The sequence below is a fragment of the Pseudomonas sp. SED1 genome (assembly GCF_034044025.1).
Taxonomy (GTDB): Bacteria; Pseudomonadota; Gammaproteobacteria; order Pseudomonadales; family Pseudomonadaceae; genus Aquipseudomonas.
This window is the reverse complement of record NZ_JAXCIS010000051.1, coordinates 43,175-63,352: the sequence shown is the minus strand read 5'-3', so window position 1 is coordinate 63,352 and position 20,178 is coordinate 43,175. Positions and strand designations below refer to the sequence as shown.

Below are 20,178 nucleotides of genomic sequence, written 5' to 3'. Positions count from 1 at the left end.
GCGGCAGTTTATAGGCATTCGTGCAGGGTTTGACAGAACTGCTCCACCAGCGCGCTCGGCGTTTGCTGGCAGGCGAGGGCGACGGTGCTTTGGCAATCGGGATCGGCCAGGGGTAAAAAATGGATGTTGGCCGGCGCAATGTCCTGCATCGACTCCGGCAGCAAGGCGATCCCGAATCCGGCCTGGATCAGCTGTAACTGCGTGGTCTTGCGCGACATCACTCGGGCGGCCTTGGGGAAAAATCCTGCACGCATGCACAACTCGGCTGACAGGTAACTCAGCCCTCCGCGCTGTGGGTGAGGGATCGAGATAAACGCTTCGTTCTTCAGTTGCGCCAAATCGATACCGGATGTGTGCCCGGCCAACCGGTGATTCGGCGGCACGGCCAGCAACACCCGCTCGCTATATAACGGCACGATGCGCACGCCTTCGCGCTGGCGCAACACCGGCAAGCGCAACAGCCCGATCTCCAGCCGACCGTCGGCGATTTCTTCCAGCTGGGCTTCGGAGGACAGTTTGACGATGTCCATCGACACGCCCGGGCATTGCTCCAGCCAGGCACCGATGCCGCGCAGCAGGCGGCCACTCATCGGCACCGTGCTCGAATGGCTCATCCGCAGCGTGCCGAGTTGGCCATTGCCCACTTGCGTCGCCATTTCACTGGCCTTGAGCAGTTCGCCCAGCAGGTTGCGTGCCCGTGGATAAAACGCCTCGCCCGCAACCGTTAGCCGTGGCTGGCGTGCGGTGCGTTCGAATAAGGGCGTTTGCAGCAGGTTTTCCAGCTCCTTGATCTGCCGGCTGAGGGCCGATTGCGCTACAAACAGCCGCTCGGCCGCCGCGCTGAAGCTGCCGCTCTCGGCGATTTCGACGAAGTAACGCAACTGCCGGGTAGAAATCACAAGTCATGCCTTTTCGAGATGGGTGGCGAGCTTTGAAGATATTAGTCGCAACCCTCGCCAATGGCTAAAGTGATGGCCATCTCCAATAAGGAATACGTCATGAGCCCGGTCGAACTGTTGAGTCATTGGTCGTTTGGCGGTGTTGACTGGCTGGTGATCGGCGTGGCGATTGCCCTGGCCTATATCGTATTTGGTATCGCCGGTTTTGGTACTGCGCTGGTGGCGGGGCCGATCCTGATTCTGTTCATGCCGCTGTCGAAGATCATCCCGTTGCTGGTGCTGCTGGATTTTGTCGCGGCCTTTGGCAACCTCCTGCAATCGCGGCGGGATGTGGTGAAGCCCGAGTTACTGAGGCTGCTGCCGTGCATGGCGATTGGCTGCACCCTGGGGGTGATCTTCCTGCTTAACCTGCACTCCGATTTATTGTTGCTGCTGATGGGGCTGTTTATCAGCGCCTATGCGATCTACAGCCTGGCGGTGAAGGCCAAACCCACGCAACTGGCGGCCGGTTGGGCGATTCCCATGGGAGTTGTCGGTGGGTTGTTCGGGGCATTGTTCGGCAGTGGCGGTTTTCTGTATGCGATCTACCTCAACAGCCGTTTACCCAAGGATGGCGCGCGGGCGACCCAGAGTGCCTTGATCAGTTGCAGCACGGTGGTGCGCCTGAGCCTGTTTTTGATCGCGGGCGTGTATGCCGAGCTACCCTTGTTGATGTTGGCGGTGTGCCTGTTGCCGGCCATGGCGCTCGGGCTGTGGGCCGGGCGGCGGCTGACACTGCGTATGTCCCGCGAGGCGTTCGTGCGGTTGGTGACCTGGCTGGTGCTGGCCAGCGGCATTGCACTGATTGCCCGTTACTTGAGTACTTGACCTGTGGGTGTCAGGGATTAAGCTGCCGGGCTTTAGGGCCTCTTCGCGAGCAAGCCCGCTCCCACATTCGACTGCATTTATCCTGTAGGAACGCGGTCGAATGTGGGAGCGGGCTTGCTCGCGAAGGCGTCAGAAGCCACACCGCAGGACACCCAGGCACCATGAACTCCCAAAGCATCCTTGTCCCCAAGATCTCCACCTTGCCCGTCCACGAACCCCGCGCCCGGGCGATTGTGCGCTGGCTGGTGCGCAAGAACATCGTCAAGGAAGAACTCACCACCTGCGGGCGCACCGGCAACCGCATGGGCTACGCCCTGGCCGACGGTGCCCGCGCCGTGGTGCTGCATCCCGACGCACTGCCGTTCAACGAGCCGATCAACGGCCTGGAGATCATCTACAAGCGCTGCATCTACACCCCTGCCAAGGGCTTTCTCGAAGAAGCCGGCTGCCCCGAATGCCTCAAGGAAGTCGGCGAAGCACTGTTCGAAAGCCTGGAAGACTGGATGCCCGGCCACACCGATAACTTCACCTGCCCGCTGTGTGGGCATGAAGACGACATCAATGGCTTCCTGTTCCTGCAGGAGTGCGGCTTTTCCAACCTGGGATTTATCTTCAATAACTGGGCGGAGGCGGGGTTCAAGCAGAGTTTTATCGACGAATTTGCCGACTGGCTGGACCAGAAGATGAGTTGGGTCAAAGTCGAACTTTAATCCGATGTGATCGTTCCCACGCTCCCGCGTGGGAACGCTTCCCGTGACGCTCCGCGTCGCCCTGGCATGCAGCGCCTGCAGGACGCGGAGCGCCCAAAGCGGCATTCCCACGCAGAGCGTGGGAACGATCAGTGTTGAAAAAATCATCCATCTATCAGTATTACCAAGTTTGTCAGAGTTTTACATTGAACCCGAGGGGGTGTCTGACTATAATGGCGCGCTTCCATTTTCCCGCTCGGGAGCCCCCGCGATGCTGCGTATCAGCCAAGAAGCTCTGACATTCGACGACATTCTCCTAGTGCCCGGTTATTCCGAGGTGCTTCCTAACGAAGTCAGTCTCAAGACCCGCCTAACCCGTGGCATCGAGCTGAATATTCCTCTGGTTTCCGCTGCCATGGACACCGTCACCGAAGCCCGTTTGGCAATTGCCATGGCTCAGGAAGGCGGCATCGGCATCATCCACAAGAACATGACCATCGAGCAGCAAGCTGCCGAAGTTCGCAAGGTCAAGCGTTACGAAGCCGGTGTGGTCAAGGACCCGATCACCATCGAGGCCGATGCCACCGTTCGTGACCTGTTCGACCTGACCCGCCTGCACAACATCTCCGGCGTTCCGGTACTGCACGATGGCGACCTGGTCGGCATCGTCACTTCCCGTGACGTGCGTTTCGAGAACCGTCTTGAAATCACCGTCCGCGAAGTGATGACGCCTAAAGAGCGCCTGGTCACTGTCATGGAAGGCGCGGACAAGGACGACGCTCGTGAGCTGTTGCACAAGCACCGCATTGAACGCGTACTGATCGTCGACGACAAATTCGCCCTCAAGGGCATGATGACCGTCAACGACATCGAAAAAGCCAAGGCTTACCCGCTGGCCAGCAAGGATGACCAAGGTCGTCTGCGCGTAGGCGCTGCGGTCGGTACCGGTAAAGACACCGGTGACCGTGTAGCGGCCCTGGTGGCTGCCGGTGTTGACGTGGTGGTGGTCGACACTGCCCACGGTCACTCCAAAGGCGTGATCGACCGCGTTCGCTGGGTCAAACAAAACTTCCCTGACGTGCAAGTGATCGGCGGCAACATTGCCACCGGCGCTGCCGCCAAGGCCCTGGCCGAAGCCGGTGCTGATGCAGTCAAGGTCGGTATCGGCCCTGGTTCGATCTGCACCACCCGTATCGTGGCCGGTGTAGGCGTGCCGCAAATCAGCGCCATCGCCAACGTCGCCGCTGCCCTTGAAGGCACCGGCGTACCGTTGATCGCCGACGGCGGCATCCGTTTCTCCGGTGACCTGTCCAAGGCCATCGTAGCGGGTGCTTCCTGCGTGATGATGGGCTCGATGTTCGCCGGTACTGAAGAAGCACCAGGCGAGATCGAACTGTTCCAGGGTCGTTCGTACAAGGCTTACCGTGGCATGGGTTCCCTGGGCGCCATGTCCCAGGCTCAAGGCTCTTCCGACCGTTACTTCCAGGACTCCTCCGCGGGCGCCGAGAAGCTGGTACCGGAAGGCATTGAAGGGCGTGTTCCGTACAAGGGCACCCTGAGCGCCATCATCCATCAACTGATGGGCGGCCTGCGTTCCTCGATGGGCTACACCGGCAGCGCCGACATCGAAGAAATGCGCACCAAGCCTGAGTTCGTGCGGATCACCGGTGCCGGTATGGCCGAGTCCCACGTCCACGACGTACAGATCACCAAGGAAGCGCCAAACTACCGCGTAGGTTGATGCTTCCAGCAAATAGTTAAGTAACCGGGGCTGTCTTATTCAGCCCCGAGTTGTTTCTGATTCATTAGACGAGACTGATCTCATGGCCCTCGACATTCACGCCCACCGCATCCTGATCCTCGACTTCGGTTCCCAGTACACCCAGCTGATCGCCCGCCGCGTGCGTGAAATCGGCGTGTACTGCGAACTGCATCCGTTCGACATGGACGACGAAGCGATTCGCGAATTCGCTCCAAAAGGCGTCATTCTCGCCGGCGGCCCCGAGTCCGTGCACGAAGCCAACAGCCCGCGTTGCCCGCAGGCGGTGTTTGACCTGGGCGTGCCGGTCTTCGGTATCTGCTATGGCATGCAGACCATGGCCGAGCAACTGGGCGGCAAGGTTGAAGGTTCCGAGCTGCGTGAATTCGGTTACGCCCGTGTCGACGTAGTCGGCAAGAGCCGCCTGCTGGACGGCATCGAAGACCACATCGACGCCGACGGCCTGTTCGGCCTCGACGTGTGGATGAGCCACGGTGACAAGGTCACCAAGATGCCGCAAGACTTCCACATCCTGGCCAGCACCCCGAGCTGCCCGATCGCCGGTATGTTCAACGACGAGCGCGGCTACTACGGCGTGCAGTTCCACCCGGAAGTGACCCACACCAAGCAAGGCGGTCGCATCCTGTCGCGCTTCATCCTCGACATTTGCGGCTGTGAAGCGCTGTGGACCCCGTCGAAAATCGCTGAAGACGCCATCGCCAACATCCGTGCCCAGGTCGGCACCGACAACGTCCTGCTGGGCCTGTCCGGCGGTGTGGACTCCTCCGTGGTTGCGGCTCTGCTGCACAAGGCCATCGGCGACCAACTGACCTGTGTATTCGTCGACAACGGCCTGCTGCGCTTGCACGAAGGCGAGCAAGTGATGGCCATGTTCGCCGAGAACATGGGCGTCAAGGTGATTCGCGCCAACGCTGAGGAGCAGTTCCTGAACAACCTGGCTGGCGAGTCCGACCCGGAGAAGAAGCGCAAGATCATCGGTCGCACCTTCATCGACGTATTCGATGCCCAGTCCAACAGCCTGGACAACATCAAGTACCTCGCCCAAGGCACCATCTACCCGGACGTGATCGAGTCGGCTGGCGCCAAGAGCGGCAAGGCCCACGTGATCAAGTCCCACCACAACGTGGGCGGCCTGCCTGAGGAAATGAACCTCAAGCTGGTAGAACCACTGCGCGAACTGTTCAAGGACGAAGTCCGTCGTCTGGGTCTGGAGCTGGGCCTGCCATACGACATGGTCTACCGCCACCCCTTCCCGGGCCCGGGCCTGGGCGTGCGGATCCTGGGTGAAGTGAAGAAGGAATACGCCGACCTGCTGCGTCGCGCCGACCACATCTTCATCGAAGAACTGCGCAAGGCCGACTGGTACCACAAGGTCAGCCAGGCATTCGTGGTGTTCCAGCCGGTGAAATCGGTTGGCGTGGTCGGTGATGGCCGTCGTTATGCATGGGTTGTTGCCCTGCGTGCGGTGGAAACCATCGACTTCATGACCGCCCGTTGGGCACACCTGCCGTACGAACTGCTGGAGACTGTCAGCGGTCGTATCATCAATGAGATCGAAGGTATTTCGCGCGTGACTTATGACGTGTCGAGCAAGCCGCCGGCGACGATTGAGTGGGAGTAACAGGGCGCCCGGCACTTAATAGTGTCCAGCGCTAGATTCGTAGCGCAGTTAGGGGTTTGGCCAATGCCAGTCAGTTATGCTGACTGGCATTTTTGTTTTTGGGTAGAAAGCTCCGAAGCAAGAGCCGTCGTTTTCAATGTACGGCTGGGCTGGCGGAGGTATTAGAGAAATCGTGATCGAATCAAATCCGTATCGAACGGTGTTATCCCTTGATCAGGCGCAAACACCGCCTGTGCCTGCTGCGGTGAGGCTACTCGTACGCCCCGTGCTCGAACATGTAAATCGAACAGAGTCTCCAAATCCGGCCTTGGTGTATGTACCAACGCTCGCAGCATCAACGATACCCCACTGAGGTTGTTCTGGGCGTTGTTCCACCGTGGAGCTGAAGTGAGCCCTAGATCGGCCCAAATCATGCGTCGTTCCTGCAAGTCCATCACGAATGGCAGACAGATCACTGTGTCGGATGCGATATCGATACGGTCGAACACGGAGCGTGGCTCGAATACTTCACCAGACGCCGCGTCGGTGCGGGCCATCCAGCCAGCGAAACATTCTGGAAGATCGCAGTACGGCTGTTCGGTGAATGAGTTGATAGACGTGACGACATAGCGGATACCCTTCTCGACGAGGACATTGAGGTCGAGGTCAATGAATTCCGAAGCTCCTTCGGGCGCGTCGACGATATCGCCACTGTGGTAGCCGCCGAAGCCCTTCAAGTTGTAGTACGCGACCGTCTGTTTGAACACGAAGTTGGCATCGAAAAATGCTGCGGACAAGTCGATGTCCGTGCGTGCACGGCCGTTCTTCCACCACAGGAACAGGCGAATGAAACGTGTGTCAGGCATAGGCAACCGACTGCCTCGCACCAGCGTACGTAGCGACTTCGATGAGGCACGCTGCGCCAGCGGCACCCTGTTTTCGCGCAATGCTGGATCGATGAAACAGCGGCCTAGTGGCGGTAGCGACGCAAAACGCGTTATGAGAGCGTCCTCGCAGATTCTGGCTGCACGAGCCAACACGTCGGGAGCGAGAGGTTCGCGTCGGTCCTTAATGCCATAGATTTTGGCAAATGAACCTTTCGGTGTGAATGCTCGCAGGGGGAGGGGGCGCGGCGCACGTAACTGGGCCAGCAACTGCAGCAGGACAGGTGAGGACACTTTTATTGCAACCGCCTCGAACGCGTCGAGAACCGACTCTGGTTCCGTCGCGAGCCGCAGGGTCGCGTCCAGACGTCGTGCGAACTCACCAGGATGGCTCTGTAGTATGGGCGTAAGCGTGGCGATGTGGCGCTGAGCAAGCAATGTTTCGACACGAGATCCAAATGAGGCTGGCGCTTCGTTGCGGCGTGCTGCCGTGATGGAGGCTAGCGCTCGTGGGTACTTATCGGCGTAGTCGCCAGGATGCAGTACTTCAGCCAGGCGTTTCCATCTCTCAGCATGTCGCATCACGTCTTCTGTAGCGTTGGGTATGTGGTCGAGCATGCGTAACAGCAGACGGCGCATCGAGCGCTTCATCGCTGTAAAACGTGTCGAAGCTGTCGTCAGTGATACGTCTCCTCCATTCAGCGCGACCGCGAGTCGCAACACGTCAGTCGCCGTCTCGACGTTTCGCTCCAGGAATGCGTCCACCCTTGCATCGCCAGCTACATGCAGGATAAGTGCGCCTCCAACCTGTGCACGGATCTCCCGGAACGGTACGGCCTCAGGCAGCAGTCGGAACACATCGCTTTTGTACTCTCGGATAAACCAGACGACATCGGCAGTTTCCTCTTCGGAGAGCGAGGTGCGCGATGAAACCAGCGGTTCGAGCAGTGACTCGAACTCAGAGACGCTTCCCGATTCGATAACGCGGGATATGACGTTTCCTTCAAGCATTGCAGGTCGATGGTGTTCAGTCGGGGGTAAACGCCAAAGAGTGAAATAGTGTATGACGGCGTTAAGGTACAACTCCGCCTCTGATGCCGTAAGAACCTGCTCTGGAAAGTCTGGATAAAATGGCCTGTGGTGTACATGAGCCCCAGTTTCCCGCCGAAGGACTCCGACAATTTCGCGTAGCCAATACTTGAGTTCTGTCGGTGACAACATGCCGATTTGTTCAATCAGAGGCTCTGATAGTACGCATCGGAACGCCGTGACTTCCCGCACAGCCGACGCGACCTGAGCGCGCGTGGCACCGCCAGTGCCGATCGGAACGTGAACTTTGCTACGGCGACGCAGGAACAACTCCTGATTCATGCTTGATTTTCTCCCTTGGCCGCCGTCGTGGACGAGTTGCAGCATCGTTCTACAACTGATGTAAAAACGCCTGCAAGAAGCAGGCGCGGTGTGGAGAGCGGAACCCCTAGGTCATCAGAGGTTAGAAGGAAGGTGTTCCATAGCCACGAACGCATTCTACGAAAGCTTTTATCTGTTTGTCAGGTCGCTGCGTTTCTCAACGGTAACAAGCTGCTTCGCCAGAATAATAGGGGCGGTTAAGCGGGAGCCGCACTTGGTCGTTTACCCAAATAAAGGACTATTCAGGAGGGTTTGCATCGTATACGGTTCATATGTGCAGTTTTATCTGGTTATGCATTGTATAGGATGCAGATAAGTGGGCGATTTAGGAATGCTGATCAAGACTCTCCGCAAAGCCGCCGGCCTTTCACAAAGCCAGCTCGCACAACGGCACGGCATGAGTCGCGCAACCATTTCTGGGATTGAGAACAACACCGTCCCTGAAGTCGGGATTCGCAAGGTCGCAGCCATCCTTGAAGGCTTGGGGTACGAGCTGACCGCCATCCCCATGCGTCGGCGCAAGACTCTCGATGAACTGAAATCAGGAAACGTCCATGACTAGTCAAAGTGACCGGCTGTATATCGGCGCGGGTGGCGTGCTTGCCGGAACACTCGGGCGGCGTGAAGAAAATCGGCGGGATTCGGTCTTCTCGTATAACGAGGGAGTACCCGATGAGAACGCCGTTTCCTTGACCATGCCGGTGCGCCTGGAAAGCTACAACTGGGAGTATGGAATCCACCCGTTGTTCGAGATGCACATCCCTGAGGGGCATCTCAAGGACGAGCTTGTGCGACGTTTCAGCAAGTCGGTGCGCGGCTTTGATGACTTCGCTTTACTGGGCATTGTCGGTCCACATCAACTTGGCCGTATCAGTGTTGCCCATGAAGCGGGTGGCGAGTCGTTGCCTGAGGTCAAGCTCTCCGAACTGTTGGTCTATGACGGGGCACAAGAGCTGTTTGATGACCTTCTCAAAACCTACGCAGCCTACTCGGGGGTGTCGGGCGTTCAACCGAAAGTGCTGGTGCGCGACGCAGGCGATATGGCCCCCGACGTTGAGCGTTTCACTCATCGAGGCGCCACGCATCTGGTTAAGGCGTTCAACGACTCAGACTTTCCGCAACTGGCAGCCAATGAGTTTTTCTGCATGCGGGCTGCACTCCATTGTGGTCTTGAAGTACCTGAATTCCATCTCAGCCAGCAGGGAACGCTCCTGGTGGTGAAGCGGTTCGACATCGGTGAAAGCGCCTACCTCGGATTTGAGGACATGTGCGTTCTATCGGGTTGGGGAACCGCGAAGAAGTACGACGGCAGCTATCAGGGATGCGCGAAGCTGATCCGGTCTTTTGTCACGCCAAGCCGCATAACCAGGACGCTGGAAGATTTCTTCATGATGGTGGCGCTCTCTGCTGGTATCCAGAATGGTGACGGGCACCTGAAGAACTTCGGTCTGCTTTATGAAAACTGTGCGGAAGATGCTGACGTGTGGCTCGCCCCGGCTTACGACCTGGTGACCACCACTGTGTACAACGGCAACGACATCATGGGGCTGTTGCTCGGTGGCTCGAAAGCCTGGCCAAAGCGCAAGATGCTGGTTCAGTTCGGGCGTAGCTCATGCGGTTTGACAGAGGTTCGCTGCAACGAATTGCTAGCCAGAGTGCATAAGGGAATGAGTCGCGCTATGGAGGAGCTTTCCGAGTATCGAAGCGCCCACCCAGCGTTCGACAAGGTGGGGGAAAAGATGACCGCTGCATGGGCTGCCGGGCTGGCCAGGAGCATTGTGCCGGAGTGATTTTGCCGGGATTCTTTGAAGACTTGCCACCTCGTTACTTTGTTTACCGCCGCGCAATATCCGAAAAGTAAAACTTATCCAGCGTATGCCGCGACTCGGTGTACTCGAACTGCCTTCCATCCTGCAAAAACGTCTGGTTGCTCACCACGATCACATGGCTCTGACCTTCGAGGTCCAGGTGTGTCTGATCGTCCTTCCCCCGCGGCAGCGCTTCGATGGTGCGCTGCGCATAGCTGATTTGCAGCTGCAGCGTCTGCTCGATAAACGCATAGATCGACTGCTCGGCAATCTCCCGGTCCAGCCCCGGAATCAGGTCGGCGACGAAGTGATTGATGTCGAGGATCACCCGCTTGCCGTCGATCCGCCGTACTCGTTTGACCCGGGTTATCAGGCTGCCGGCTTCGGCCTCTATGTGTTGCATCAGTGGCCCTTCCAGCGGGAATTGGCTGAACTCCACAACTTCGGTGCTGACGTCATCGCCGAGGGCGGCATGGGTCTCTCGAAAGCTGACGATGCCGCCGAGCTGGAATTCGATGGGGTTGGGCGACAGTACGAATGTGCCCTTGCCATGGATCTTTTGCGCGAACCCGCGCTCCTGCAATTGCTCGATCGCCCGGCGCACCGTGCCACGGCTGGCCTGGTAGGCGTCCATCAGTTCGGTTTCGGAGGGCAGGCGCGTGCCGCGTTGCAGGCGTTCGGTGGTGATGCTGGCAAGCAGATCGGTATAGATCTGGTTGTATTTGCTCATGGGGGAGGGCTCTGTGCCGCGTTGGCGTTCAAGGCAGGAACCTTAGTGGCAGCGATGGGGTTTGTCCATGCAACCCATTGTAGAACTCGGAAATTTCTGACTTAAAAAACAGAAAATTAATCATTTTCAAACTCGTACATACGAGTTATTGCTTTAACTCGTACAGACGAGTACTTTTGGCTTCGGCGTGCTGCCTATGACCGCCCCAATAAAAAAAACCAAAGTGGATACCAAGCATGAGCCACGACTATCCGAATATTGCCCGCGAGATTCTCAAGAACCTCGGTGGCAGCGACAACCTTGAGCAAGCTGCCCACTGCGTGACCCGCCTGCGCCTGGCCCTCAAGGACCCGAGCCTGGCGAACAGCGGCGCTCTGAACCAGGTAGACCTGGTCAAGGGTTCGTTCTTCACCGGCGGCCTGTTCCAGATCGTGATCGGCCCCGGCGAAGTGGAAAAGGTCTACGCCGCCCTGCGTGAGCAAACGGGCCTCGCCGCGTCGACCATCGCGGACGTGAAACAGAAAAGCGCCGACAAGATAAACCCGATGCAGCGCCTGGTGCGGGTGTTCTCCGACGTGTTCATGCCGATTTTGCCGGCACTGATCATTGCCGGCTTGCTCATGGGGGTGAACAACCTGATGGGCGCCAAGGGCATGTTCATCGCGGACAAGACCCTGCTCGACGCCTATCCGAACCTGGATGGCCTGTGGAGCCTGATCAACCTGATGGCCAACACCTCGTTCGTGTTCCTGCCGGCGCTGGTGGGCTGGTCGGCGGCCAAGCGTTTTGGTGGCAGTGAAATCCTCGGCATCGTCCTCGGCCTGATGCTGGTGCACCCCGATTTGCTCAATGCCTGGAACTACGGCAAGGCGGTCGCCGGCCTTGATGGCGCGAGCCTGCCGTACTTCGATATTTTCGGCTGGTTCAAAATCGAGAAGGTCGGTTACCAAGGCCAGATCCTGCCGATCCTGCTGGCCGCCTACGTGATGAGCGTGATTGAAAAATGGCTGCGGGCGCGGGTGCCAAATGCCATCCAATTGCTGGTGGTGCCGATCACTACCATCGTCGTTACGGGCGTGCTGGCGCTGGCGATCATCGGCCCGGTGACCCGTCACCTCGGCATCCTGATCACCGAAGGCGTGGTCACTCTGTTTGACCTGGCGCCCATGGTCGGCGGCGCCATTTTCGGCCTGCTGTACGCACCGCTGGTGATCACCGGCATGCACCACATGTTCCTCGCCGTGGACCTGCAACTGATCTCCACTCAGGGCGGCACCTTTATCTGGCCGATGATCGTCATGTCCAACCTGGCCCAGGGCAGCGCGGCGCTCGGCGTGTTCTACATGAGCCGCAATGCGCGGGATAAAAGCATGGCCTCCACCTCGGCGATTTCCGCTTACTTCGGTATCACTGAGCCGGCGATGTTCGGGGTCAACCTGCGCTTCAAGTTTCCGTTCTACGCCGCCCTGACCGGCTCGGCGCTGGGCAGTATTTTCCTCTCGCTGAACAAGGTCCAGGCCTCGGCCATTGGCGTGGGTGGCTTGCCCGGGTTCATCTCGATCATCCCGCAATACATCCCAAGTTTTGTCATCGGCATGGCCGTCGCGATTGTCGTGCCGTTTGTTTTGACCTGTGTGCTGAGCATGAAGATCGTGCGCCCTGGCTACCGCGTCGCCTGATCTACCGCTTTCGCGAGCAAGCCCGCTCCCACATTTTGAATGCGTTCCCCTGTGGGAGCCGGGCTTGCCCGCGATGAGGCTCTCAAGGCCAGCACATAACTTATTGAAGGAACCCACCATGCAAAACTGGCAACACTCGGTGATCTACCAGATCTACCCAAAAAGCTTCCATAGCCACGCGGGTAACGCCACCGGTGACCTGCTGGGCATCGTGGACAAGCTCGATTACCTGAAATGGCTGGGCGTCGACTGCCTGTGGATCACCCCGTTCCTGCGCTCGCCCCAGCGCGACAACGGCTACGACATCAGCGACTACTACGCCATCGACCCGAGCTACGGGACCATGGCCGATTGCGACCTGCTGATCAGCGAAGCCGCCAAGCGCGGGATCACGCTGATGCTCGACATCGTGGTCAACCACACCTCCATCGAACACGAGTGGTTCCAGCAGGCCCGCAGCAGTCTCGACAACCCGTACCGCGACTTCTACATCTGGCGCGACCAGCCGAACAACTGGGAATCCAAGTTCGGCGGCTCGGCCTGGGAATACGAGGCGCAAACCGGCCAGTACTTCCTGCACCTGTTCGACCACACCCAGGCCGACCTGAATTGGGACAACCCGAAGGTGCGCGCCGAAGTCTTCAAGTTGATGCGCTTCTGGCGCGACAAGGGCGTGGGCGGTTTCCGCCTGGACGTGATCAACCTGATCTCCAAGCCGGCAGATTTCCCGGAAGACAACAGCGACGGTCGACGCTTCTACACCGACGGCCCGAACGTCCACGAATACCTGCAGGAAATGCACCGCGAAGTGTTCGAAGGGCATGACCTGATCAACGTCGGCGAGATGTCGTCCACCAGCCTTGAGCACTGCATTCGTTATTCGAATCCGCAGTACAAAGAGCTGTCGATGACCTTCAACTTTCACCACCTGAAAGTCGATTATCCGAACCTGCAAAAGTGGGTCGCGGCCGACTTCGACTTCCTGCAACTCAAGCAGATTCTGTCCGACTGGCAGCTCGGCATGCAGGCCGGTGGCGGCTGGAATGCGCTGTTCTGGTGTAACCACGACCAGCCGCGAGTGGTCTCGCGTTTTGGTGATGACGGCGAACACCGTGTGGTCTCGGCGAAGATGCTCGCCACTGCATTGCACTTCCTCCAGGGCACGCCTTTTGTGTACCAGGGCGAAGAGCTGGGGATGACCAATCCGGGCTTCGACACCATCGACCAATACCGAGATGTCGAGACCCTGAACATCTACCGGCTCAAGCGCGAGGCGGGTGAATCCGAGGCGTCGAGCATGGCGGCGATCATGCAGAAATCCCGCGACAACGGCCGCACACCGATGCAATGGAATGCCGAGCAAAACGCCGGCTTCAGCCGTGGCGAACCGTGGATTGGCATCCCGGCCAACGCGGCGCAGATCAACGTACAAAGCCAGCTGGATGACCCGCAATCGGTGCTGCATCACTACCGCGCGCTGATCGAACTGCGTCGGCACGAGCCGCTGATTCAGGAAGGCGTTTATCGCCAACTGCTGCCGCAGCACACCCAAGTCTGGGCGTACCTGCGTGAGGGCCACGGCGAACGCTTGCTGGTACTCAACAATTTCTACGGCACACCGTGCCAGATCGAATTGCCCGATGGCCTGCTGACGGCGGCGAGTGAGCAACGCCTGCTGATCAGCAACTACAACGACTGCCCACAGCGTTCGAGCCAGGTATCGCTGCGCCCGTATGAATCGTTTGTGCTGCACCTCAAGGACTGAGACCCGCTTTACCCCCGGCGTGGGAGAGCCGGGGTGCTTTAAAAAACATAATAAAAATATCGGAGTGCTTCATGAAAACAACAATAAAGCTGGGCCTCGTTGCATCCTGCCTGACCTTGCCGATGGCAGCTCAGGCGTTGGAATTCGCCGGCTACTTGCGTAGCGGTGCGGGGACTTCAACCGGCAGTGGCAAGCAGCGATGCTTCCAGTTGCCGGGTGCACAATCCAAGTACCGTCTGGGCAACGAGTGCGAGCAGTACGCCGAACTCGAGTTGCGCCAGAACCTGCTGACCCTCGACGACGGCTCGGTGTTCAGCGTCGATGCCATGGCCTCGCTGTACAACAAGTACGACCGGGCGCTGAAGTTCCAGGGTGAAGACAACGGCTCGGCACGCATGCCGCAGATGTATGCGCAGTGGTCGAACATCCCCAGCCTCAACGGCGGTTCGCTGTGGGCCGGCCGGCGCTACTACAAACGAAATGACATCCATATCTCCGACTTTTACTACTGGAACCAGAGCGCCACAGGCGGCGGTATCGAGGACGTGAAAATCGGCGACCTGAAGTACAGCTATGCACTGTCCCGCAAGGACAACCTGTACCAGAAGGAATACGCCACCCGTCACGACTTCAACGTGGCCGGCTTCAAGACCAACCCGGGCGGCGAGCTGGAACTGGGCTTGAGCTACATCGAAAAGGCCGGTGGCCGCGACACCAACAGCGGCTGGGCCATCACTGCCCAACATGTGCAGAAACCCTTCCTTGGCGGGCGCAACAAGTTCGCTTTGCAGTACGGCGAAGGTCCCGGCACCGGCCTCGGCTACACCGGCGATACGTTCCTCGATAAAAGCAGCAAGAGCTACCGTGCGGTGGAGTTCTTCGACTGGCAAGTGACCCCGCGTTTTGGCGGGCAGATCGAGGCCGTCTACCAGAAGGATATTCGCCCGGGCAGCCAGGACCAGACCTGGATGTCGCTGGGCGTGCGCCCTGCCTATGCGATCTCCGAACAGTTCAAGCTGGTCACCGAACTCGGTCATGATCAGGTCGAGGCTACTGGAGGCACGCGCAAGCTGAGCAAATTTACCTTCGCCCCGACCTGGTCGCCCAAAGGCCCGGATTTTTGGGCGCGGCCGGAAGTGCGGTTGTACTACACCTACGCGACCTGGAACGAAGCGGCCAAGCGTGCGGCCAATGAACTGGCGGCAGGTTCGGCGTTGTCCGACACCGGCAGCTACGGCACGGCGCGGCATGGTTCCAACGTTGGTGTGCAAGTCGAATACTGGTGGAAGTAGCAGATTCTCTGTAGGAGCGAGCTTGCTCGCGAAGGTCGTCAACGATAACGCGTGCATCCTGGATAAACGCGGTGCCTACGGGTTTTTCGCGAGCAAGCTCGCTCCTACAGAAAACAACATCCGCCCAATGATTTTTACAGAACAAAACAGCAGGTGAAGTCATGACCACAACTCAACCCCTGGAATTGCTGGCGCCCTTGTCCGGGGTGCTGCTCGCCCTGGACCAGGTGCCGGATCCGGTGTTCTCCAGTCGCCTGATCGGCGATGGCCTGTGCATCGATCCGACCTCGCAGACCCTCTGCGCGCCGCTGGCCGGGGTGATCAGCAATATCCAGGACAGTGGTCATGCGGTGAGTGTCACCGACGACAACGGCGTTCAGGTGCTGATGCACATCGGCCTGGACACCGTGAATCTCGCGGGCAAGGGTTTCACCCGACTGGTCGAGGAAGGCCAGCGGGTGGAAGCCGGGCAACCGTTGATTGAATTCGATGCCGACTACGTGGCCCTCAACGCCCGTAGTTTGCTGACCCTGATGCTGGTGGTCAGTGGCGAGCCCTTCAAACTGCTGACGCCCGAGCAGGGTTTGGTCGATGTGGGGCAACCGCTGCTGCGGGTAACCCCGCAAGTCGCTGCTGATGAGGCGAAAGACGAGGAGGGCGAAGCCCTGTTCTCCAAACCGCTGACGCTGCCCAACGCCAACGGCCTGCATGCGCGCCCGGCAGCGGTGCTGGCGCAGGCGGCCAAAGGTTTCAAGGCGAGTATTTACCTGCACAAGCAAACCGAGAGCGCCAACGCCAAGTCGCTGGTGCGGATCATGGCGTTGCAGACGGCGCAAGGCGACACCGTGCAAGTCAGCGCGGCAGGCGAGGACGCCGAAGCGGCGATCCAGGCGCTGGTGACCTTGCTGGCCGAAGGTTGCGGGGAAGCCGTCACGGCTCATCAACCTGCCGCTTCGCCCGTGGCGCCTGATTCATCGGCGACCTTGTTGCGCGGTGTGTGCGCCTCGCCGGGTTCGGCGTTTGGCCAAGTCGTGCAGGTTAAAGAGCCGGCGCTGACCATCGTCGAAGCCGGTACGGGTGAAGCGCTGGAGCGTGCCGTGCTGACGCAGGCCCTGAGTGATGCGAATCTGGCCCTGCAAGCCTTGCAGGAAAAAGTCGTCGGCAGCGCCCAGTCCGAGATCTTCCGCGCGCACCAGGAATTGCTCGACGACCCGGCCCTGCTGGAACAGACCCGCGACCTGCTGGACCAGGGCAAAAGCGCGGCCTTCGCCTGGAACAGCGCCACCGAAGCCACCGCCACGCTCTTCCAGGGCCTGGGCAATGCCTTGCTTGCCGAGCGGGCTGCCGACCTGGCAGACGTTGGCCAGCGGGTGCTGAAACTGATCCTCGGCGTTCAGGACAGCGCCTGGGATTTGCCGGAGCAGGCGATCCTGATTGCCGAGCAACTGACTCCGTCACAAACTGCCAGCCTCGACACTCGCAAGGTATTGGGCTTCGTCACGGTGGGCGGTGGCGCTACCAGCCATGTCGCCATCCTTGCCCGCGCTCTTGGCTTGCCGGCCATCTGCGGCGTGCCGGTGCAGGTGCTGGAGTTGGTCAACGGTAAACAAGTGCTGCTGGATGCCGACAAAGGCGAGTTGCACCTGAACCCGGACCTGGCGGAGATCGAGCAGCTGCAAGTCACGCGCCAACAGCAAGTGCTGCGCCGTCAGCGGGAAGTGGAGCAGGCTTCATTGCCCGCCACTACCCGCGACGGTCATCACGTCGAAGTGACGGCCAACGTCGCGTCATTGCAGGAGGTGGAGCAGGCGCTGTCCCTGGGGGGCGAAGGTGTCGGTTTGCTGCGTTCCGAATTCCTCTACCTGGACCGCAACCGCGCACCGAGCCCCGAAGAACAGGCGGGCACCTACAGCGCCATCGCCCGTGCGTTGGGCCCTGAGCGCAATCTGGTGGTGCGCACCCTGGACGTCGGTGGCGACAAGCCGCTGGTCTATGTGCCGATGGACAGCGAGACCAATCCATTCCTCGGCCTGCGCGGGATTCGCCTGTGCCTGGAGCGCCCGGAACTGCTGCGCGAACAATTCCGCGCGATCCTCGCCAGTGCCGGTTTCGCCCGCCTGCATATCATGTTGCCGATGGTCAGCCTGCTCTCGGAGTTGCGCCTGGCGCGGCAGATTCTTGAAGAGGAAGCCCTGGCTTTGGGGCTGACGGAATTGCCTAAGCTGGGAATCATGATCGAAGTACCGTCGGCGGCGTTGATGGCCGACCTGTTTGCGCCGGAGGTGGATTTCTTCTCCATCGGCACCAACGACCTGACCCAATACACCCTGGCCATGGACCGTGATCACCCGCGCCTTGCCAGCCAGGCCGACAGCTTTCACCCGGCGGTGCTGCGCCTGATCGCCACCACCGTCAAGGCGGCCCATGCCCATGGCAAGTGGGTGGGGGTGTGTGGCGCGCTGGCGTCTGAAGCGCTGGCGGTGCCGGTGCTGATCGGGTTGGGGGTGGATGAGTTGTCGGTCAGCGTGCCGTTGATCCCGACCATCAAGGCCACCGTGCGCGAGCTGGACCTGGCCGACTGCCAATCCATCGCCCGACAGGTGCTCGGCCTGGAAGAAGCGGCGCAGGTACGCGAGGCGTTGCGCCTGTACCACGCGGCTACCGTTGAAACCTCATTGGTTGTGGAGAACTGACATGTTCGAGAAATTTCAGCGGGCGTTCTGGAAGGCCCTGACGCCGGATCTGGTTCTTGAAACGCCACAGGCGGTTGTTGCGCCAGCGGGCGAAACAGCGCTGGCGCCGGCGGTGCTGAATGCGCTGGGCGGGGCGGAGAATCTCACGTCGCAGCAGCGGGTGGCATTGACCCGGGTGCGGGTGCAATTGAAGGATGCGGGGCGGTTGGATGCGCAGGCGTTGAAGGCAGCGGGTGTGCCGGGCGTGATGGTGTTGGCGGGCGGGGTGGTGCACCTGATCACCGGCCTGAACACCGCTCTATAAATCAACGGAGATCAAATGTGGGAGCGGGCTTGCTCGCGAAGGCGGTGTGTCAGTCAATACATGTGCTGGCTGAACCACCGCCTTCGCGAGCAAGCCCGCTCCCACATTGGTTTTGTGGTGTCTAGAGAATGGGGGGATTAGAGCGGCGGGGTTTCGTCGGTCGGCTTGGTCTTGTCCACACCCGGCACATGCAGGTTGCCTTCCACCACCTGATTGCCTTCCAGCTGCGGCTGCGTCACCCACGTCAGGATGTCGTAGTAGCGCCGGATGTTCGCCACAAAATGCACGGGCTCACCGCCACGGGCGTATCCATAACGGGTCTTGCTGTACCACTGTTTCTGCGACAGGCGTGGCAGCATCTTCTTTACGTCCAGCCACTTGTTCGGGCTCAGGCCTTCTTTCTCGGCCAGCTTGCGCGCGTCATCCAGGTGACCGGTGCCGACGTTGTACGCCGCCAGGGCAAACCAGGTGCGGTCCGGCTCGGCAATCTTGTCGTCCAGTTCATCCTTGATCTTGGCCAGGTACTTGGCGCCACCCATGATGCTCTGCTTGGCGTCCAAACGGTTGGACACGCCCATGGCTTGCGCCGTGTTCTGGGTCAGCATCATCAGGCCGCGCACGCCGGTCTTGGAGGTGACCGCCGGCTGCCAGAGTGATTCCTGATAACCAATGGCCGCCAGCAGGCGCCAGTCGACCTTTTCTTCCTTGGCGTAGGCGCGGAAGTGTTTCTCGTATTTGGGCAGGCGCTGCTGCAGATGCTGGGCGAAGGTGTAGGCGCCGACGTAGCCGAGTACATCGACGTGCCCGTAGTAACGGTCTTTCAGGCGTTGCAGGGTGCCGTTCTTTTCAACCTTGTCGAGGTAGCTGTTGACCTCGTTGAGCAGGCTGTTGTCATCACCCGCGGCCACGGCCCACGCCTGGTTGCTGGCATCACCAAGGTCAAAGGCCACCCGCACGTTGGGGAAGTACACCTGGTTCATCGCCACTTCGTTGGAGTCCACCAGGGTCAGGTCGATCTGGCCTTCGTCCACCATGCGCAGCAGGTCGACCACCTCAACGGCGTCGGATTCTTCGTATTCAATTGCGGGAAACTGTTTTTTCAGCGCCGCCAGTTGCTCGGCGTGGGTGCTGCCCTTGAGCACCATGATCTTCTTGCCCACCAGGTCTGCCGCAGTGGTCGGGCGGGACTGGCCGTTGCGGTAGATGATCTGCGGGGTGACTTCCAGGTACGGATGGGAGAAACGCACCTCTTGGCGACGCTGCTCGCTGCTGACCAGACCGGCGGCGGCCAGCACCGGGCCGTTGGGTTTGCCGATCTGTGAGAACAGGTCGTCAAGATTGTCGGCGGTCTGGATCTCCAGCTTTACACCCAGGTCGTCGGCAAAGCGCTTGACCAGTTCGTATTCGAAACCGGTTTCGCCGTTACGGTCCTGGAAATAAGTGGCCGGGCTGTTTCGGGTAACCACCCGCAATACGCCATCCTCCTTGATTCGCTCGAGCGTGTTGGGTTTATCCACACACGCGCTGAGCAGCAGGAAGAGTCCGGTGACGAAGAGCCATTTGGCGCATCGCGGGCGTAAAGCAGTAGGGGAGAACATCTGCGCAGTATACGCAAAGGACTCGCGGCGCCATATCTCGACAGCGGGGCACTTGTCTGCTAGCGCCCGTAAAGCTGGGCTACAGGCCGCAGAAACGGGGCTTGGCAGCCGATTGTGACGGTTAAAATAACTGCCCGGAATAGCTGGGATGGCCATCTGATATCGTGCGATTTATGCCAA

Annotated in this window: 15 protein-coding genes; 11 read left to right on the top strand and 4 right to left on the bottom strand. The window is 59.6% G+C overall.

Annotated elements, in window-relative coordinates:
* Positions 1 to 8: 8 nt before the first annotated feature.
* Positions 9 to 899 (bottom strand): LysR family transcriptional regulator, encoded by an 891-nt coding sequence (locus tag SNL23_RS07215; protein ID WP_318301918.1) that lies wholly within the window; start codon positions 897 to 899, stop codon positions 9 to 11.
* A gap of 99 nt (positions 900 to 998) precedes the next feature.
* On the opposite strand from SNL23_RS07215, the gene SNL23_RS07210 reads away from it, so the two are divergent.
* From SNL23_RS07210 to guaA, 4 genes are all read left to right on the top strand, one after another.
* Entirely contained in the window at positions 999 to 1,766 is a 768-nt protein-coding gene (locus tag SNL23_RS07210) for a sulfite exporter TauE/SafE family protein (protein WP_076017534.1), read from the top strand.
* A 161-nt stretch (positions 1,767 to 1,927) separates the two neighbouring features.
* Positions 1,928 to 2,476, top strand: coding sequence for a hypothetical protein (locus SNL23_RS07205; protein WP_003209647.1), 549 nt, complete (start codon positions 1,928 to 1,930; stop codon positions 2,474 to 2,476).
* A gap of 250 nt (positions 2,477 to 2,726) precedes the next feature.
* Positions 2,727 to 4,196 (top strand): IMP dehydrogenase, encoded by a 1,470-nt coding sequence (gene guaB / locus SNL23_RS07200; protein WP_076017533.1) that lies wholly within the window; start codon positions 2,727 to 2,729, stop codon positions 4,194 to 4,196.
* 82 nt (positions 4,197 to 4,278) lie between these two features.
* Positions 4,279 to 5,856, top strand: coding sequence for a glutamine-hydrolyzing GMP synthase (guaA, locus tag SNL23_RS07195; RefSeq protein WP_076017532.1), 1,578 nt, complete (start codon positions 4,279 to 4,281; stop codon positions 5,854 to 5,856).
* Between the two features lie 161 nt (positions 5,857 to 6,017).
* Here the strand turns inward: guaA and SNL23_RS07190 are convergent, their stop codons facing one another.
* Complete coding sequence (locus tag SNL23_RS07190) at positions 6,018 to 7,730, bottom strand: TerD family protein (RefSeq protein WP_318301917.1); 1,713 nt, start codon at positions 7,728 to 7,730, stop codon at positions 6,018 to 6,020.
* A gap of 715 nt (positions 7,731 to 8,445) precedes the next feature.
* Between SNL23_RS07190 and SNL23_RS07185 the strand changes: the two genes are divergently transcribed.
* Positions 8,446 to 8,691, top strand: a complete 246-nt coding sequence (locus tag SNL23_RS07185) for a helix-turn-helix domain-containing protein (RefSeq protein WP_167664522.1) — start codon at positions 8,446 to 8,448, stop codon at positions 8,689 to 8,691.
* Complete coding sequence (locus SNL23_RS07180) at positions 8,684 to 9,919, top strand: type II toxin-antitoxin system HipA family toxin (RefSeq protein WP_318301916.1); 1,236 nt, start codon at positions 8,684 to 8,686, stop codon at positions 9,917 to 9,919. The genes SNL23_RS07185 and SNL23_RS07180 overlap by 8 nt, the downstream gene beginning before the upstream one ends.
* Positions 9,920 to 9,962: 43 nt before the next feature.
* Here SNL23_RS07180 and treR read toward each other — a convergent pair whose 3' ends face one another.
* Positions 9,963 to 10,667 carry a trehalose operon repressor gene (gene treR, locus SNL23_RS07175; protein ID WP_003209636.1) on the bottom strand — a complete coding sequence of 235 codons (705 nt, stop codon included), beginning with the start codon at positions 10,665 to 10,667 and terminating at the stop codon, positions 9,963 to 9,965.
* A gap of 236 nt (positions 10,668 to 10,903) precedes the next feature.
* On the opposite strand from treR, the gene treP reads away from it, so the two are divergent.
* The 5 genes from treP (at position 10,904) to SNL23_RS07150 (ending at position 18,400) form a co-directional block, all read left to right on the top strand.
* Positions 10,904 to 12,346 (top strand): PTS system trehalose-specific EIIBC component, encoded by a 1,443-nt coding sequence (gene treP / locus SNL23_RS07170; RefSeq protein ID WP_076017531.1) that lies wholly within the window; start codon positions 10,904 to 10,906, stop codon positions 12,344 to 12,346.
* A 118-nt stretch (positions 12,347 to 12,464) separates the two neighbouring features.
* Positions 12,465 to 14,111 (top strand): alpha,alpha-phosphotrehalase, encoded by a 1,647-nt coding sequence (gene treC, locus SNL23_RS07165; RefSeq protein ID WP_076017530.1) that lies wholly within the window; start codon positions 12,465 to 12,467, stop codon positions 14,109 to 14,111.
* Positions 14,112 to 14,182: 71 nt separating this feature from the next.
* Positions 14,183 to 15,403, top strand: coding sequence for a maltoporin (locus tag SNL23_RS07160; protein ID WP_318301915.1), 1,221 nt, complete (start codon positions 14,183 to 14,185; stop codon positions 15,401 to 15,403).
* 161 nt (positions 15,404 to 15,564) lie between these two features.
* Complete coding sequence (ptsP, locus tag SNL23_RS07155) at positions 15,565 to 18,096, top strand: phosphoenolpyruvate--protein phosphotransferase (RefSeq protein WP_318301914.1); 2,532 nt, start codon at positions 15,565 to 15,567, stop codon at positions 18,094 to 18,096.
* Position 18,097: 1 nt separating this feature from the next.
* Positions 18,098 to 18,400, top strand: coding sequence for a PTS transporter subunit EIIB (locus tag SNL23_RS07150; RefSeq protein ID WP_076017527.1), 303 nt, complete (start codon positions 18,098 to 18,100; stop codon positions 18,398 to 18,400).
* Positions 18,401 to 18,537: 137 nt separating this feature from the next.
* On the opposite strand, the gene mltF is transcribed toward SNL23_RS07150, so the two are convergent.
* Positions 18,538 to 19,998 (bottom strand): membrane-bound lytic murein transglycosylase MltF, encoded by a 1,461-nt coding sequence (gene mltF, locus SNL23_RS07145; protein WP_076017526.1) that lies wholly within the window; start codon positions 19,996 to 19,998, stop codon positions 18,538 to 18,540.
* Between the last annotated feature and the right edge of the window lie 180 nt (positions 19,999 to 20,178).

Excerpts from the sequence above, each read along its gene's own strand:
- treR (WP_003209636.1), bottom strand. The coding sequence starts at position 10,667 with ATGAGCAAATACAACCAGATCTATACCGATCTGCTTGCCAGCATCACC.
- treC (WP_076017530.1), top strand. The coding sequence starts at position 12,465 with ATGCAAAACTGGCAACACTCGGTGATCTACCAGATCTACCCAAAAAGC.
- SNL23_RS07205 (WP_003209647.1), top strand. The coding sequence starts at position 1,928 with ATGAACTCCCAAAGCATCCTTGTCCCCAAGATCTCCACCTTGCCCGTC.
- SNL23_RS07160 (WP_318301915.1), top strand. The coding sequence starts at position 14,183 with ATGAAAACAACAATAAAGCTGGGCCTCGTTGCATCCTGCCTGACCTTG.
- guaB (WP_076017533.1), top strand. The coding sequence starts at position 2,727 with ATGCTGCGTATCAGCCAAGAAGCTCTGACATTCGACGACATTCTCCTA.
- SNL23_RS07190 (WP_318301917.1), bottom strand. The coding sequence starts at position 7,730 with ATGCTTGAAGGAAACGTCATATCCCGCGTTATCGAATCGGGAAGCGTC.
- SNL23_RS07150 (WP_076017527.1), top strand. The coding sequence starts at position 18,098 with ATGTTCGAGAAATTTCAGCGGGCGTTCTGGAAGGCCCTGACGCCGGAT.
- mltF (WP_076017526.1), bottom strand. The coding sequence starts at position 19,998 with ATGTTCTCCCCTACTGCTTTACGCCCGCGATGCGCCAAATGGCTCTTC.
- ptsP (WP_318301914.1), top strand. The coding sequence starts at position 15,565 with ATGACCACAACTCAACCCCTGGAATTGCTGGCGCCCTTGTCCGGGGTG.
- guaA (WP_076017532.1), top strand. The coding sequence starts at position 4,279 with ATGGCCCTCGACATTCACGCCCACCGCATCCTGATCCTCGACTTCGGT.
- SNL23_RS07210 (WP_076017534.1), top strand. The coding sequence starts at position 999 with ATGAGCCCGGTCGAACTGTTGAGTCATTGGTCGTTTGGCGGTGTTGAC.
- treP (WP_076017531.1), top strand. The coding sequence starts at position 10,904 with ATGAGCCACGACTATCCGAATATTGCCCGCGAGATTCTCAAGAACCTC.
- SNL23_RS07180 (WP_318301916.1), top strand. The coding sequence starts at position 8,684 with ATGACTAGTCAAAGTGACCGGCTGTATATCGGCGCGGGTGGCGTGCTT.